This is a genomic window from Cupriavidus sp. L7L, from assembly GCF_004353535.1.
Taxonomy (GTDB): Bacteria; Pseudomonadota; Gammaproteobacteria; order Burkholderiales; family Burkholderiaceae; genus Cupriavidus; species Cupriavidus oxalaticus_A.
The window spans coordinates 16624-31618 of the sequence record NZ_SMNY01000003.1; the positions used below are offsets into that span (position 1 = coordinate 16624).

The 14995-nt window shown below is 65.7% G+C and carries 12 protein-coding genes; 1 reads left to right on the plus strand and 11 read right to left on the minus strand.

The genetic code is table 11. From position 1 onward, the window contains the following. Position 1 precedes the first annotated feature (1 nt). The 4 genes from E1J61_RS02085 to E1J61_RS02100 form a co-directional block, all read right to left on the minus strand. Positions 2 to 2065, minus strand: a complete 2064-nt coding sequence (locus E1J61_RS02085) for an NADH:flavin oxidoreductase (RefSeq protein WP_133092528.1) — start codon at positions 2063 to 2065, stop codon at positions 2 to 4. A gap of 64 nt (positions 2066 to 2129) precedes the next feature. Continuing rightward, the gene (locus E1J61_RS02090; protein ID WP_133092529.1) at positions 2130 to 2663 is read right to left on the minus strand and encodes a DUF5943 domain-containing protein; all 534 of its coding nucleotides are present in this window, start codon (positions 2661 to 2663) and stop codon (positions 2130 to 2132) included. A gap of 141 nt (positions 2664 to 2804) precedes the next feature. Continuing rightward, complete coding sequence (locus tag E1J61_RS02095; protein WP_133092530.1) at positions 2805 to 3776, minus strand: dipeptidase; 972 nt, start codon at positions 3774 to 3776, stop codon at positions 2805 to 2807. 37 nt (positions 3777 to 3813) lie between these two features. Further along, positions 3814 to 5088 carry a serine hydroxymethyltransferase gene (locus tag E1J61_RS02100; protein ID WP_133092531.1) on the minus strand — a complete coding sequence of 425 codons (1275 nt, stop codon included), beginning with the start codon at positions 5086 to 5088 and terminating at the stop codon, positions 3814 to 3816. Positions 5089 to 5583: 495 nt separating this feature from the next. Between E1J61_RS02100 and E1J61_RS02105 the strand changes: the two genes are divergently transcribed. Next, entirely contained in the window at positions 5584 to 6609 is a 1026-nt protein-coding gene (locus tag E1J61_RS02105) for a GlxA family transcriptional regulator (protein WP_133092532.1), read from the plus strand. A 95-nt stretch (positions 6610 to 6704) separates the two neighbouring features. Here E1J61_RS02105 and fdhA read toward each other — a convergent pair whose 3' ends face one another. From fdhA to E1J61_RS02140, 7 genes are all read right to left on the minus strand, one after another. Further along, complete coding sequence (gene fdhA / locus E1J61_RS02110; RefSeq protein ID WP_133092533.1) at positions 6705 to 7904, minus strand: formaldehyde dehydrogenase, glutathione-independent; 1200 nt, start codon at positions 7902 to 7904, stop codon at positions 6705 to 6707. 134 nt (positions 7905 to 8038) lie between these two features. Continuing rightward, the gene (locus tag E1J61_RS02115; RefSeq protein WP_133092534.1) at positions 8039 to 9187 is read right to left on the minus strand and encodes a porin; all 1149 of its coding nucleotides are present in this window, start codon (positions 9185 to 9187) and stop codon (positions 8039 to 8041) included. Between the two features lie 117 nt (positions 9188 to 9304). After that, positions 9305 to 9778, minus strand: coding sequence for a dihydroneopterin aldolase (locus E1J61_RS02120; RefSeq protein WP_133092535.1), 474 nt, complete (start codon positions 9776 to 9778; stop codon positions 9305 to 9307). Beyond that, the gene (locus E1J61_RS02125) at positions 9775 to 10428 is read right to left on the minus strand and encodes a sarcosine oxidase subunit gamma (protein ID WP_243736725.1); all 654 of its coding nucleotides are present in this window, start codon (positions 10426 to 10428) and stop codon (positions 9775 to 9777) included. Before E1J61_RS02125 ends, E1J61_RS02120 begins: the two co-directional genes overlap by 4 nt. Then, positions 10418 to 13429 (minus strand): sarcosine oxidase subunit alpha family protein, encoded by a 3012-nt coding sequence (locus E1J61_RS02130; RefSeq protein WP_133092536.1) that lies wholly within the window; start codon positions 13427 to 13429, stop codon positions 10418 to 10420. Before E1J61_RS02130 ends, E1J61_RS02125 begins: the two co-directional genes overlap by 11 nt. Beyond that, on the minus strand, positions 13426 to 13722 hold the full coding sequence (locus tag E1J61_RS02135; protein ID WP_133092537.1) for a sarcosine oxidase subunit delta: 297 nt from the start codon (positions 13720 to 13722) through the stop codon (positions 13426 to 13428). Before E1J61_RS02135 ends, E1J61_RS02130 begins: the two co-directional genes overlap by 4 nt. A 19-nt stretch (positions 13723 to 13741) precedes the next feature. Continuing rightward, entirely contained in the window at positions 13742 to 14986 is a 1245-nt protein-coding gene (locus E1J61_RS02140) for a sarcosine oxidase subunit beta family protein (protein WP_116321524.1), read from the minus strand. Positions 14987 to 14995 lie beyond the last annotated feature (9 nt).

Sequence of the window (14995 nt, forward strand, 5' to 3'; positions counted from 1 at the left end):
GTCAGAAATCCTTCACGAGCCGCAGCGCGTCATAGATCGCGCCGTGGATGTTATGCATCGAGATGCAGTCGCCCACACGGAACAGCAGGAAGCGGCCGTTGCCCAGCGCCTCCGACAGGCACGGCTGCGGCTCGGCGGCGAACAGCTTGTGCACATCGACCTGGCCGCGGTTGACCGATTCCGGCTTGAGCTTCCAGTAGAGCGCGTCGTTCGGCGTCGAGCCGTTCTCGATCACAACCTGGTCGACGGCGCGCTCCTCAAGTTCCTCCGTGTACTCGTTGCGCAGCACCGCGATCTTTTTGCCATCTTCCTCGTAGACACGGTCGAGCCAGTAATTCGGCGTATGGATCACGCCCTGCGCATACAGACGGCGATAGAAGATCGGAAAAGTCGTGCCGCCGCAGTCGTCGGCGACCTTCACGTCGGGTGTGACGATCTCCACCTTGGCGCCGCGGCTTGCCAGGTAGTCGGCGACACCCGCTCCCGCATGCGTGCTGACGCCGTCGTAGACCAACACGTTCTGCTTCGCTTCGACACGCCCGGATAGCACCTCCCACGAACTGACGGCCAGTCCCTCGGCAACGCCCCAGGCGGGGACCTGGTCGGAGAAGGCTCGGCCACCCGTGGCCAGCACGATGATGTCCGGCTTTTCGGCCATGATCATCTTCGCGTCGGCCTCCACGCCCAGCCGGCGGTCAACGCCAAGGCGCTTGGTCTCCATGTCGAACCAGCGCACGATGCCGGCCATCTGCTCGCGCTGCGGTGCCTTCGATGCGAGCATGATCTGGCCGCCCACTTCGGTGTTCTTCTCGAACAGCACCACGTCATGGCCGCGTGAGCGCGCGACGCGCGCCGCCTCCAGGCCGGCCGGTCCCGCGCCGACCACGACGACCTTGCGCTTCGGACCGCGCGATTTCTCGATCACGTGCGGCATCGTCGCCTCACGCGAGGTGGCCGCGTTCTGCACGCACAGCACGTCGAGGCCGTTGTACTGGCGGTCGATGCAGTAGTTCGCGCCGACGCACTGCTTGATTTCGTCCTCGCGGCCATCGCGAATCTTGATCACCATGTGTGGATCAGCCATCTGCGCGCGCGTCATGCCGACCAGGTCGACCATGCCGCTCGCCAGCAGCCGCTCCGCCTGGCCCGCGTCGCGGATGCTCTGCGCGTGCATCACCGGGATTCTGACCACCGACTTGATGCCCGCCGCCAGGTGCACGAACGGCTCCGGCGGCAGCGCCATGGGCGGCATGCAGTTGGCCAGCGTGTTGTGCGTGTCCGCGCCAGATCCGATCACGCCGAGGTAGTCGATCAGCCCCGACTCGGACATGGCCTGCGCGATCTCCTTGAGCTGCTGGTGGTCGAGCCCATCCTCGTGGAACTCGTCGCCGCACATGCGCAGGCCGACGCAGAAGTCCTTGCCGACCGCCTCGCGCACCGCCTGCAGCACCTCCACGCCGAAGCGCAGGCGGTTCTGCAGGCTGCCGCCCCACTCGTCGGTGCGGAAGTTGGTGCGCGGGCTCCAGAACTGGTCGATCAGGTGCTGGTGCGCGGCCGAAATCTCGATGCCGTCCATCCCCGCATCCTTGACGCGCTTCGCCGCCGCGGCGAAGTCGGCGATGATCCGGCGAATCTCTTCCACTTCAATGATCTTTGCGTTGCCGCGATGCACGGGTTCGCGCACGCCGGAGGGCGACATCAGGTGAGGCCAGTGCTCGCCGTGGAACGCCGAGCGGCGGCCCATATGGGTAGCCTGGATCATGATCTTCGCGCCGTGGCGATGCATCGTCTCCGCCAGCCGGGAGAGTGGCTCGACGATCCTGTCCGTGGCAAGGTTCACCGACTTCCACCAGCCCTGGGGGCTGTCGATCGATACCGGGCTGGAGCCGCCGCAGATCGCCAGGCCGACACCGCCCTTCGCCTTTTCTTCGTAATAGCGGATGTAGCGGTCGCCCGGCAGGCCGTCCGGTTCGGCATACACCTCGGCATGCGCTGTGCTGACGATCCGGTTGCGCAGCGTCAGCTGGTTGAGCTGCAAGGGTTTAAACAAGTGGGGATAGCGCATCGCAGGCGACCTCTGGCGTTCGTATGTCTGTCGTGTTGCGGAGGGAATCTGGCTCGGCGGACGCTCAGTGGGCGATTGCCGACACCTCGAACACGCAATGCTCGTGGCCTTCGGCCGCGCACTGCGCTTCCTTGGACTGTGCGCGCGGCCCAGCCGTGCCGGTGGGCGCCGTGTCGTTGACCCAGTCCATCGCACCGGCGAACCAGCCGGCAAACATGTAGCAGAGCTTGCCTTCCTTGCCCGGCTGCGCGAGCACGAACGAGGAGTGGTGCAGCGCGATGCGGGCATGCGCCGTCGCCGGATCGGCTTCGAGGAGGGAGAAGAGGCCCCATCCGCGCTGCGACAGCCGCTTCAGGTAGTGCTCGTACACGGCCATGCCGCTCAGGCCATGCAGTTGCGCCTCCTTGTCGCACCAGTGGTATGCGGACTTGTACCCCGCCTTGTAGAGGATCTCAGCGTATGCATCGACGCCGAGCGTCTCTTCGACGGCAACGTGATTGTTCGTGAAGAAATGGCGCGGGACATACAGCATCGGCAGCGCGTCGGTGGTCCAGACGCCGGTGTCGGGATTGACGTCGATCGGCAGTTGCGGTTGCATGGTGGTGGCTCCGTGAGGATAAATTCGCCGCTTGCGTCGTTGCGCAGGCGCGGCATTGCCCGCGTGCCCGCGCGGCGCGCGGGCACGTCCCGTTTTGTACTAAATCGCTTGAAGGGTCCTGCGACTGGCGGTGGTGCCGGCTCAGGCGCCCCAGACTTCCTTGAAGACTCGTACCCAGTTCTCGCCCATGATCTTGCGGATGCGCGAGGTCTTCCAGCCCGCGCGTTCCATCGCTGCGGTCAGGTTCGGGAACTCGCCGATGGTGCGGATACCGTCGGGATTGATCACCTTGCCGAAGTTGGTCAGACGGCGATAGCGGCCCTTGTCGTGCGTCAGCATGTCAAAGAATTCCGTGCTGTAGCCCTGCGTAAAGTCCGTGCCGATGCCGACCGCATCCTCGCCGACCAGGTTCACGACGTAGTCGATCGCTTCGATGTAGTCGTCGACCGTCGCCTCGATCCCGCGCTTCAGGAACGGCGCAAACATGGTCACGCCGACGAAGCCGCCGGCATCGGAGATCTCTTTGAGCTGCTCGTCGCTCTTGTTGCGCGGATGCTCTTTCAGGCCCGACGGCAGGCAGTGCGAGTAGCAGACCGGCTTCTTAGAGAAGGCGATAGCTTCGGACGAGGTGTTGCCGCCGACGTGCGACAGGTCGACCATGATCCCGACGCGATTCATCTCCGTGATCACCTCGCGGCCGAAGTCGGACAGTCCGCCGTCACGCTCGTAGCAGCCGGTACCGACCAGGTTTTGGGTGTTGTAGCAGAGCTGCACCACACGCACACCCATGTCGGCGAATGCTTCGATGTAGCCCAGGTTGTCCTCGAACGCATGCGCGTTCTGGAAGCCAAGAATCACGCCGGTCTTGCCTTCGCGCTTGGCGCGCAGGATGTCGTCGGTGGTGCGAACCAGCGTCAGCAGTTCGCCGTGGTCGCGGATCTGCTGTTTCATCAGCGCGATGTTGTCGACGGTCTTGGCGAAATTGTCCCAGACCGAGACGGTGCAGTTCGCGGCGGTGACGCCGCCCTTGCGCATGTCTTCGAACACGGACCGCTCGAACTTCGAGATGTTCAGGCCGTCGATGATGATGCTGTCTTCGTGCAGCGGGCTCATAGGTTGCTCCACTCCTTGCCTTGGTTCTTGTCCGTGCTCAGTAGATCGGGAAGCGGTCGCACAGCGCGAAGATCTCGCGCCGCACACGCTGCTCCGTGGCCGGGTCCCCTTCCGGGTTCGCGTGCAGCGCTTCGAACACCTCCAGGATCAGCCGGCCGATCTCGCGGAACTCCGGGACACCGAAGCCGCGTGTGGTGGCAGCAGGAGCGCCGAGCCGGATACCCGACGTGATCGTCGGCTTCTCGGTGTCGAAGGGAATGCCGTTCTTGTTGCAGGTGATGCCGGCGCGCTCGAGCGCCTGCTCGACCTGCGTGCCCTTGAGCCCCTTGGGGCGCAGGTCGACCAGCAACAGGTGGTTGTCGGTGCCGCCCGTCACCAGGTCGACGCCGCCTTCCTTCAGGACTTCGCCGAGCGCCTGCGCGTTCGCCAGCACATGGTCGATATAGGTCTTGAACTCCGGCTGCAGCGCCTCGCCAAACGCGACCGCCTTGCCCGCGATCACATGCATCAGGGGGCCGCCCTGCAGGCCGGGGAACACGGCCGAGTTGATCTTCTTGGCGATCTCCTCGTCGTTGGTCAGCACGAAGCCGCCGCGGGGGCCGCGCAGGGTCTTGTGCGTGGTCGAGGTGACGACGTGGGCGTGCTCTACGGGGTTCGGATGGCGGCCCGCCGCGATCACGCCGGCGATGTGCGCCATGTCGACCATCAACTTGGCGCCGACGCTGTCGGCGATCGCGCGGAAACGGGCAAAATCCAGCTTGCGCGGGTAGGCCGAGAAGCCGGCGATGATCAGGCTCGGTTTGTGCTCACGGGCGAGCGCTTCGACCTGGTCGTAGTCGATCAGCATGGTGTCGCGGTTCACGCCGTACTGCACGGCGTTGAACCACTTGCCGGACAGCGCGGGCTTCGCACCATGGGTCAGGTGGCCGCCGGCATCGAGCGACATGCCGAGCACGGTGTCGCCCGGCTTGGCCAGCGCCAGCATCACCGCGCCGTTGGCCTGCGCGCCGGAATGCGGCTGCACGTTGGCGAAGCCGGCGTTGAAGAGCTGCTTCACGCGATCGATGGCGAGCGCCTCGACTTCGTCCGCGAATTCGCAGCCGCCGTAGTAGCGCTTGCCCGGGTATCCTTCCGCGTACTTGTTGGTCAGCACCGAGCCTTGCGCCTCGAGCACCGCGCGCGACACGATATTTTCCGAAGCGATCAGTTCGACTTGCGACTGCTGCCGCTCGAGTTCCTTGAGGAGTGCACCGCGCACCCGTGCGTCGCGCTCGGCCAGGGACTGCGAGAAGAAAGTCTGGGTGTTCGACATAGATGATCCGTGACTGATTGAGATGGCTGCCTGACGGGGCGTGAGACCCGCTGCGCCGGGGCGCTTTGGCTTTGCGGCCTGGTCGGCGCAGCGTTGCCGACGGATCTATTCTTGTCGTTTGGGTTTTTGACCGGTTGGTGAATTCAGACGCGTTCTTTTCCATTTCCGCCATTCGCGTCCGATTTGAACAAGTGGGGCACGCAACGCACGCATGCCGCGTGACGGATACGGCCGGCAGCGCGGCGAAAGACTCGTTGGTCTCCGGCGTCAGCGCCTCTCACCGAGTGCTGCACCGCACTGGCGCACCGCACTCGCGCGGCGCACGGTGCGTGTCACGCATCCGGTGCATTACCGGTGCTTGCGGCCGTTGCCGCCCCCCATTGGTAGGGTTTCGCCGTATGGCACGTTTGTTGCGCTCGCATTATCAATAGCCATAGACGGCATCGCGCCATTCCCCAAGGCCAGAATGCCCGCAAAAAGCCAAGGAACGCCCCCATGTCCACCGACCGAACCGCGTCGCTGTCTCACTTCGCATTCATGCCGCTACCCAACTTTTCGATGATCGCGTTCAGCAACGCCATCGAAGTGCTGCGCATGGCGAACTACCTGAGCGGCCAGGAGCTGTACCGCTGGTCCGTCATCAGCCCGGAAGGCGGGCCGGTGACGGCGAGCAACGACCTGACGATCGACACCCGTCCGGCGGAGAGCATCGGGAGGCCGGACATCCTGTTCGTCTGTGGCGGGATCGACGTACAGCGCTCGACCGGCGCCGACCACCTTTCAACCCTGCGCCGCGCGGCGCGTGAAGGGCTAATGCTGGGCAGCCTGTGCACCGGCACGTACGCGCTGGCCAAGTCCGGGCTGCTGGGCGGCTATGCCTGCGCCATCCACTGGGAAAACATGTCGGCGCTGAAGGAGGAGTTCCCCGATACCCGCTTCCTGAAGGAACTGTTCGTGATCGACCGCGACCGCGTGACCTGCACTGGCGGCGTCGCGCCCCTCGACATGATGCTGTTCCTGATCGCCAGCCGAGTCGGCACGGGCCGGGTCACGCAGATCGCCGAGCAGTTCATCGTCGAACATGTGCGCGACACCAGCGCGCAGCAGAAGATGCCGCTGGTCGCAAGGCTGGGGTCGGCGAACAAGTCCCTGTTCGAGGTGATCTCGCTGATGGAGAACAACATCGAGGAGCCGCTATCGCGCGAGGAGCTCGCGCGGCTGGCCATGATGTCGCAGCGGCAGCTGCAGCGGCTGTTCCGCGACCACCTCGGGATGACGCCGACGCACTATTACCTCACGCTGCGCCTGCGGCGTGCGCGCGAGCTTCTGCTGCAGACCGACATGTCGATCATGCATATCACAATGGCCTGTGGTTTCCAGTCAGCGTGCCACTTCAGCAAGAGTTATCGCGAGGCGTTCGGGGTGGCGCCGACACGCGAGCGGAGGGCGCAGACGGCGCCGCTGGCGAAGCCGCCGGTGCATGGGAAGGCGCAAAAGTATGCACCGGCGCTGCATGCGTGAAATGGTAAGAGAAGCTGGGATCGTCCCGCCCGCGCCGCGCCAATAAAATCGGGCGGCCTGCCTGCGCCGCCCTTTTTAACGCTCCGCGCGACGGATCAGGCCGCCGCCAGCATCCCATGCGGATCGATCACGAATTTTCGCGGCGCGCCGCCATCGAACTGCTGGTAGCCTTCCGGCGCCTGGTCCAGTGAGATCACCGACACATTGACGATTTCCGCGATGGGCAGGCGATTGTGCAGGATGGCCTGCATCAGGTTGCGGTTGTACTTCAGCACCGGCGTCTGGCCGGTGTGGAAGGAATGCGACTTGGCCCAGCCGAGGCCGAAGCGGATGCTCAGGCTGCCGCGTTGCGCCGCGGCATCCTTCGCACCCGGATCATCGGTCACGTAAAGGCCCGGGATCCCGATCGCACCTGCGGGGCGCGTGATCTCCATCAGCGAGTTCAGTACCGTCGCGGGCGCCTCCTCCACGTGGCCCGAAGCGCCATGTCCGTGCGCCTCGAAGCCGACGCAGTCGACCGCGCAATCAATCTCGGGCGTGCCGAGAATGGCGGCGATCTGTTCACCGAGCGTCGCATCCCGCGACAGGTCGACGACCTCGAATCCCATTGCCTTGGCGTGGGCAAGGCGCGCCGGATTCATGTCGCCGACGATGGTGCAGGCCGCGCCGAGCAGGCGCGCCGAAGCCGCGGCCGCCATGCCGACCGGGCCCGCGCCGGCAATGTAGACGGTCGAGCCGGGCTTCACGCCGGCGGTCACGGCGCCATGGTAGCCGGTGGGCAGGATATCCGACAGGCAGGTGAGGTCGCGGATCTTTGCCAGCGCCTGGTCCCGGTCGGGGAACTTCAGCAGGTTGAAGTCGGCGTACGGCACCATGACGTACTCGGCCTGCCCGCCGATCCAGCCGCCCATGTCGACGTAGCCGTACGCACCGCCGGCACGCGACGGATTAACGCTCAGGCAGACGCCGGTGTGTTGCTCCTTGCACATCGCGCAGCGCCCGCAGGCCACGTTGAACGGCACGGAAACCAGGTCGCCGATCTTCAGCGTCTCGACGTCGCGGCCAATCTCGATCACCTCGCCGGTGATCTCGTGGCCGAGTACGAGGCCCACCTCTGCGGTCGTGCGCCCGCGCACCATATGCTGGTCCGAGCCGCAGATATTTGTGCTCACGACCTTGAGAATCACGCCGTGCCCGATCGCGCGTCCGGTTGGATCGACCATTTTCGGATAGTCGATGTTCTGCACCTCGACCTTGCCCGGCCCAAGATATACGACACCCCGGTTGTTGCTCATCGCCTTGTCTCCTTGTCTTCGCTAGAGCCTGCCGCACTCGCGGCAGGCGTGTTCGAGAGTAGTGCGCAGAGCCGCTGTACTTTGTGCAAAATCCGACGCGCGCTTGAACTGGCCCGACTTCGTTGCCGCCGAACTCAGAACTTGTGGCGAATTGCCGCGCGCACCAGGACCTGGCTCGACGTCGACGACGAGTCGGCCGCGCCGGGGATGTAGGCGCGATCCAGTGCCGTGCCGGTCTTGTCGCCGCTCACGCGCTGGTAGACGCCCTGCAGATAGACGTCGGTCCGCTTCGAGAAGTTGTAGTCCGCCATCAGGCCGATGCTGTGGACTTTCGGCTTGGCCTCGCCCGACGACGCCTGGAACTTCTCCGTAGTCAGCGTGTAGACCGCGCCGGCATAGAACGCCGGCGTAAACTGGTACTTGAAGTTGAGCTCGAAGTTCTGGAACTTGAGCGCGTCCAGCGTGCCGGTTGCCGGCAGGATCGAGCCGGAAATGTAGGAAGTCGACAGCGGCTGCGTCAGGTTGGTGTTGGAGTACGCGAAGCCGGCGGTCGCCGCGCCGAACGTGTAGTTGATGCCGGCGCCGAAGATGCGCAGGCGCCTGGCAAGGAAGTTCTGGTCGCCGCCGCTGCTGATGGCGCCGTTGGCCGTCGCCGACGGGTTGTCGGCCTGCAGGTAAGCCGCCGCCAGCAGCCAGCCGCCGTTCGCGTACTGCATTCCCGCGCCGTACTGGCGGTTGTTGGCAAAGTTGGTGTCGTTGCTGAAGCTGTACGTGCCCCCGAACTGGAACCCGCCAAGCGCGGGGCTGGTGTACTTGACCGTATTGTTGACACGGAACGAGTAGACCATGTTGTCATTGTCGTAAGGATGGCCGAACATATAGCCGCCCCAGTTGCCGACCACGGTTGTCTGCGCCAGGTAGTCGATCACGGAATCGTACTGGCGCCCGAGCGTGATGGTCCCGAGCCGGTCGTCGGCCAGCCCGACATAGGCCTGCCGGCCGAACAGCACGCCGCCCTGCGCCGCCCTGCCGGTGCTGGCGTTGAAGCCGTTCTCGAGCTGGAACAGCGCCTTGACGCCCCCTCCCAGGTCTTCCGAGCCCTTCAGGCCCCAGCGGCTCCCTTGCGCGAAGCCGCTCTGCATCTCGACCAGCCGGTCACCGCCGACGTTGTTGGTGTAGTTGATGCCCTCGTCGATGATGCCGTACAGCGTCACGCTGCCCTGGGCGAAGGCGGACGTGGAAAACAACAGGGAAATGGTGGCGCCTAGCGTGGTTTTTTTCATTGGGTTTCCTCCTCGTATTGATAGCTCGCGGATACGAGAGTAGTCGCCAGGGCCCCACCGGTTGCATGCTAAACCCGACGCGCGCTTGACCGGCGCCGACATCTCCCCGAGGAACGGTCAGGCAGGCTTTCGGGCGCGGCGCAAGAAGTCGGCGCGCGTCCATTCCAGCTCGACGCCGACACGCTGTGTGCCGGGGCGTATCTTCGGCTTGTGCACGGCGAGCGTCAGGGTGTCGAGCGCCGGCCATTCGCGGAACGACAGCTCCGCGATGTCGGCCACCAGCGTCTCGAGAAGGCGCGTGTGCGGTTTGCGTGCCAGATAGGCGGCGACGCGCGTGCAATAGCCTTCGTAGTCGATCCACTCGGTGGCTTCGCTCGGCTCGCGCCGGTAGCCCAGGCGCGCGTCGATCACGATTGGCTGGGGGGCGTCGTGTTCGTGCGGATGGATGCCGATGCGCACCGGCACCGTCAACGCATCGACAAACACGCTCCAGCCCCGCCCCGGCAGCAGCGGTGCCTCGAGCCCCCCATCGAGTCGATTCAGCTCAAGCCCCGCCAGCGGCTCGGCAAACGCCTTCTCGACCGGCTTCATGACAGCAGCGGCGTCGCCGCGTCGAGCAGAATGCGGCAGAAGTAATCCGCGAAGCTGCGTCGCACCACGATTTCGAAGCGGTCGTCGCCGGTCGGCAGGAGTATGACCGGCGCCTTGAAGTAGTGGCTCTGGGCGCATTGCCCGGTCCGGAACACGCGCGGATGCAGGTCGAGAGGGCAACCCCGGGCCAGCACATCGCGCACACGATCCCCGCTGATTTCTACCACGGTGTAGCCGCTGCCGACGTCAACAGCGGCCGAATACGAGCCGGCGATGGCCGGCGCCAGCTTTTCCTCCAGCACGCCGGCTGGCACCGGCCCGTTCGAGCGCACCAGCCATTCGTCCGGGCCCAGCCAAAGCACGTCGTACGCGGCGCTGCGCGCACACGTGTTCGGCGCAGCCGGCGGACAGCAGCCCACCACACCCTCGAACCCATCGACGAACGCAGGGTCGGCCAGCTCGCCCCGCACGATGACCAGATCGAGGAACTGCCGCTCGCGCACCGTGAAGTACATCGACCCGCGCAGGTGCGGACTCTCCAGCAGACTGGCCGCGCCGACCAGCGGCGACTCCAGGCGCACGTCACGCGTGCGCGCGTTTGGCAACGGCGCGTCGGCCAATGCCGAGGCAAGACCTTGTTCATTCCACATTCTGGCGCACTCCTTCGGTATCGTAGAAAACCGGGCTGGAAATCTTCGCGCTCACGCGGCGACCATCGGCCAGCGGGATCGCGACGCTCTCGCCCATCTTGCCCAGCCCGCCCTTCACCACGGCGAGCGCAATCGAGCGCTGCAGGATCGGGCTGTAATAGCTCGATGTCACGTGGCCGATCATCGGCGTCGGCTCGGTCGTCGACACCCGCGTGCCCGGCGCGATGATCTGGGCCCCCTCGGGCAGCACGAACTGTGCGTCGTCGGTCAGCAGGCCGACGAACTGCTTGCGGCCCTCCTTCACCGTGTCCGAACGCGTCAGCGAGCGCTTGCCGAGGAAGTCCTTCGATTTCGCCACCAGCCCGCCCATGCCAAGGTCGTGCGGCGTGATCGAGCCGTCGGTGTCCTGGCCGACGATGATGTAGCCTTTCTCGGCACGCAGCACGTGCATGGTCTCGGTGCCATACGGCGTGATGTCGAACTCGGCGCCGGCGGCCATCAACGCTTCCCACACCGCGCGGCCGGCGTTTGCAGGCACGTTGACCTCGTATGCCAGTTCGCCCGAGAAGCTGATGCGCATCACGCGCGCCCTGGCGCCGGCCACGGTCCCATTGCGGTAGCTCATGAACGGGAACGCCGCGTTGGCAAAGTCAATGTCGGCGCAGACCTTCTGCAGCACCTTGCGGCTCTTCGGCCCGACCACGGCGAACGTCGCCCAGTGGTCGGTCACCGAGGACAGGCGGACTTTCATGTCGGGCCACTCGGTCTGCAGCCAGCGCTCAAGCCACGTCAGCACGCGCGCGGCGCCGCCGGTGGTGGTGGTCATCATAAAATGCTGCTCGCCGAGCCGGACCGTCACGCCGTCGTCGAACACCATGCCGTTCTCGTCTAGCATCAGCCCATAGCGGCACTTGCCGACTTCGAGCTTGCCCCAGGGGTTGGTGTACATCCAGTTCAGCAGCGTGACCGCGTCCGGGCCCTGAATGTCGATCTTGCCCAGCGTCGACGCGTCGAGGATGCCAACGCTGTTGCGCACCGCCAGGCATTCGCGCTTCACCGCGGCGTGCAGGTCTTCGCCCCGCTTCGGGAAATACCAGGGGCGCTTCCAGTTGCCGACGTCCTCGAACAGCGCGCCGTTCGCGACGTGCCATTCGTGCACGCAGGTCTTGCGCACGGGATCGAGGAAGTCGCCGACCTCGCGTCCGGCGAAGGTGCCGAACGTGACCGGCGTGTAGTTGGGCCGGAACGTGGTGGTGCCGGTCTCGGGAATCGACTTGCCCAGCGCCTGGGCGAGGATCGCCATGCCGTTGATATTGCCGAGCTTGCCCTGGTCGGTGCCGAAGCCCATCGCGGTGTAACGCTTCACGTGCTCGACCGACTCGAAGCCTTCGCGCGCCGCCAGCAGGATGTCCGAGGCCGCGACGTCATTCTGGAAATCGACGAACTGCTTGGGGCCGCGCGCGGCTGCCTCGCGGCTTCCGACCAGCCACAGCGGCAACAGCGCGCCCTCGGCGACGGCGCTGACCTTGGGCGCGGCCGGCCGCTTCGCGCTGTTGAAGCCGGCGGCCTTCGCCGCCTCGGTGCCCGCTTCCAGCGCCAGCGGCAGTGCCAGCGCGAGGTTGAATTCGCCCGCGGCCGCGCCGATGCTGGTCTCGGCCTGCATCGACTTGCCCGGCACGAAGCAGGTCTTCTCGTCGCTCCACTGCGCCTTGCCGCCCGATTGCGCGAACAGGTGCAGCACCGGGCTCAGGCCGCCCGACATCGCGACGAGGTCGCAGGCGATCCTCGACACCTTGCCGCCGACCTTGCCGTTGGCATAGGAGGCGACGCCGACCGAGGTCACGTGCGTCTTGCCGGCGGCAGCCACCACGACCGCGCCATTCATCACGTTCAGGCCCTGCCGCTTCGCCGCCGCGGGCAGCGCGCCGCTGGTCGTGGCCCGCGGGTCGACGACCGTCACCTTCGCGCCGCACGCCTTCAGATCAAGCGCCGCCTGGTAGCCGCGGTCGTTGTTGGTGAACACCACCGCCTCGCGACCCGGCAGCACGCTGTAGCGGTGGATGTAGGTCGACACCGCCGATGCCATCATCACCCCCGGCAGGTCGTTGTTGCCGAAGACGATCGGACGCTCATGGGCACCGGTCGCGAGGATCACGCGCCTGGCGCGGATCTTCCACAGCAGCTCGCGCGAGCCGTGGCGCATCGATACCGACAGGTGATCGGTCAGGCGCTGCGTGACGGTAACCAGGTTATGGTCCTGGTAGCCGAAGGCATTGCTGCGCGACAGGATCGTCACGTCCGGCAGCTTGCGCAGCTTGCCCTCTATCTCGGCGACCCACTGCAGCGCGGGCTTGCCATTGATGTCGGCGCGCCCGGACAGCAGGCTCCCGCCGAGCTCGCACTGGTCGTCGACCAGGATCACGCGCGCGCCGGTCACCGCCGCGGCATGCGCGGCGGCGAGGCCGGTCGGCCCGCCGCCGACCACGAGCACGTCGCAGTGCGCGTAGCATTTGTCGTAGCGGTCGGCGTCCAGCGTCGTGGGAGCCTTGCCCAGGCCGGCCGCCTCGCGGATCTTCTCCTCATACCTGGGCCACATCTTGCGCGGCCACATGAAAGTCTTGTAGTAGAAGCCGGCGGGCATGAAGCGCGCGAACTTCTGGTTGACCGCCATGCGGTCGCGTTCGAGATCCGGCTCGGCGTTTACGCTCGCCGCGACCAGCCCCTGATACAGCTCGATTTCCGTTGCTCGCGCATTCGGTACCGTGTAGGCGCCGCCCTCCAGCTGCACCACGGCATTCGGCTCCGCCACGTCGGCGGTCATGATGCCGCGCGGCCGGTGGTACTTGAAGCTGCGCGCGACGAAGCGCACGCCATTGGCGAGCAGCGCCGACGCCAGCGTGTCGCCCTGGAAACCCTGGTATACGCGCCCGTTGAAGGTAAAGGTCAGCGGCTTGCCGCGATTGATGCGGCCGCCCGTGCCGAGACGATCTTTCTGGCTCATTGCTTGCCCCTTCCTTGCTGTGCGTTGGCAGCGGGCTGGCCGAAGGTCTCGTAGCCCTTGATGTCATAGGAGACGGTATCGCGCTCGACCTTGAACCAGCGGCGGCAGCCCTGCGCATGGATCCACTGTTCGCGGTGCGTGCCACGGGTGTTGGTGCGCATGAACAGGTAGTCGCCCCATTCGCGGTCGGACAGCTTGTCGGTTTCGAGCGGGCGCGCGATGTCGGCTTCGCCGCCGCACGAGAATTCGGATTCGGCGCGCGGGCCGCACCATGGACATTGGATCAGCAACATGTCTATCTCCTGCTTGCGTTCAGTGCGCAACGGCGGCGGCGCCGTGCTCGTCGATCAGGTGGCCGGTATAGAAGCGGTCCAGCGAGAAGGGTGCGTTCAGCGCATGCGGCTGGTCGCGCGCGATGGTGTGCGCGTACGCCCAGCCCGAGCCGGGCGTCGCCTTGAACCCGCCCGTGCCCCAGCCGCAGTTGAAATAGAGGCCCTTCACGTCGGTCTTGCTGATGATCGGGCACGCGTCTGGCGAGGTATCGACGATGCCGCCCCACTGCCGGTTCATTCGCACCCGCGAGAACACCGGGAACATCTCGACGATGGCCTGCAGCGTGCCTTCGATGACCTGGAAGCTGCCGCGCTGGCCAAAGCCGGTGTACTGGTCGATGCCCGCGCCGATCACGAGGTCGCCCTTGTCGGACTGGCTGATATAGGCGTGCACCGCGTTGGACATGATCACCGAATTGACCACCGGCTTGATCGGCTCCGAGACAAGCGCCTGCAGCGGGTGGCTTTCCAGCGGCAGCCGGATGCCCGCCATGTCGGCCAGCGTGGTGGTGTTGCCCGCAGCGACGACAGCCACCTTCTTCGCCTTGATAAAACCCTTCACCGTCTCGACGCCGACCACTGCGCCGCCGTCGCGGCGGATGCCGGTAACCTGGCAGTTCTGGATGATGTCTACACCGGCGCGGTCCGCGCCGCGAGCGAAGCCCCAGGCCACGGCATCGTGCCGGGCCACGCCCGCGCGCCGCTGGATCGAAGCGCCCAGCACGGGGTAGCGACTGTTCAGGTTGATGGTGGGCTCGATCTCCTTGACCTGCGCGGGGGTCAGGAACTCGGCGTCGACGCCGTTCAGGCGGTTCGCGTTTACGCGCCGCTCGGTGTCGCGCACGTCCTGCAGCGTGTGCGCCAGGTTCATCACGCCGCGCTGGCTGAACATGACGTTGTAGTTCAGGTCCTGCGACAGGCCCTCCCACAGCTTCATCGCTTTTTCGTAGAGCGCCGCGGACTCGTCCCACAAGTAGTTGGAGCGCACGATCGTGGTGTTGCGCGCGGTGTTGCCGCCGCCGATCCACCCTTTCTCAAGCACGGCGACGTTGGTGATCCCGTGCTCCTTGGCGAGGTAGTATGCGGTCGCGAGCCCGTGCCCGCCGCCGCCGACGATCACCACGTCATACTCGCGCCTGGGCTCGGGACTTCTCCACTGCTTCTCCCAGTTCTCGTGGTACGACAGCCCGTTGCGGAACAGACTGAAAATCGAATAGCGGCTCATTCCCTGCAC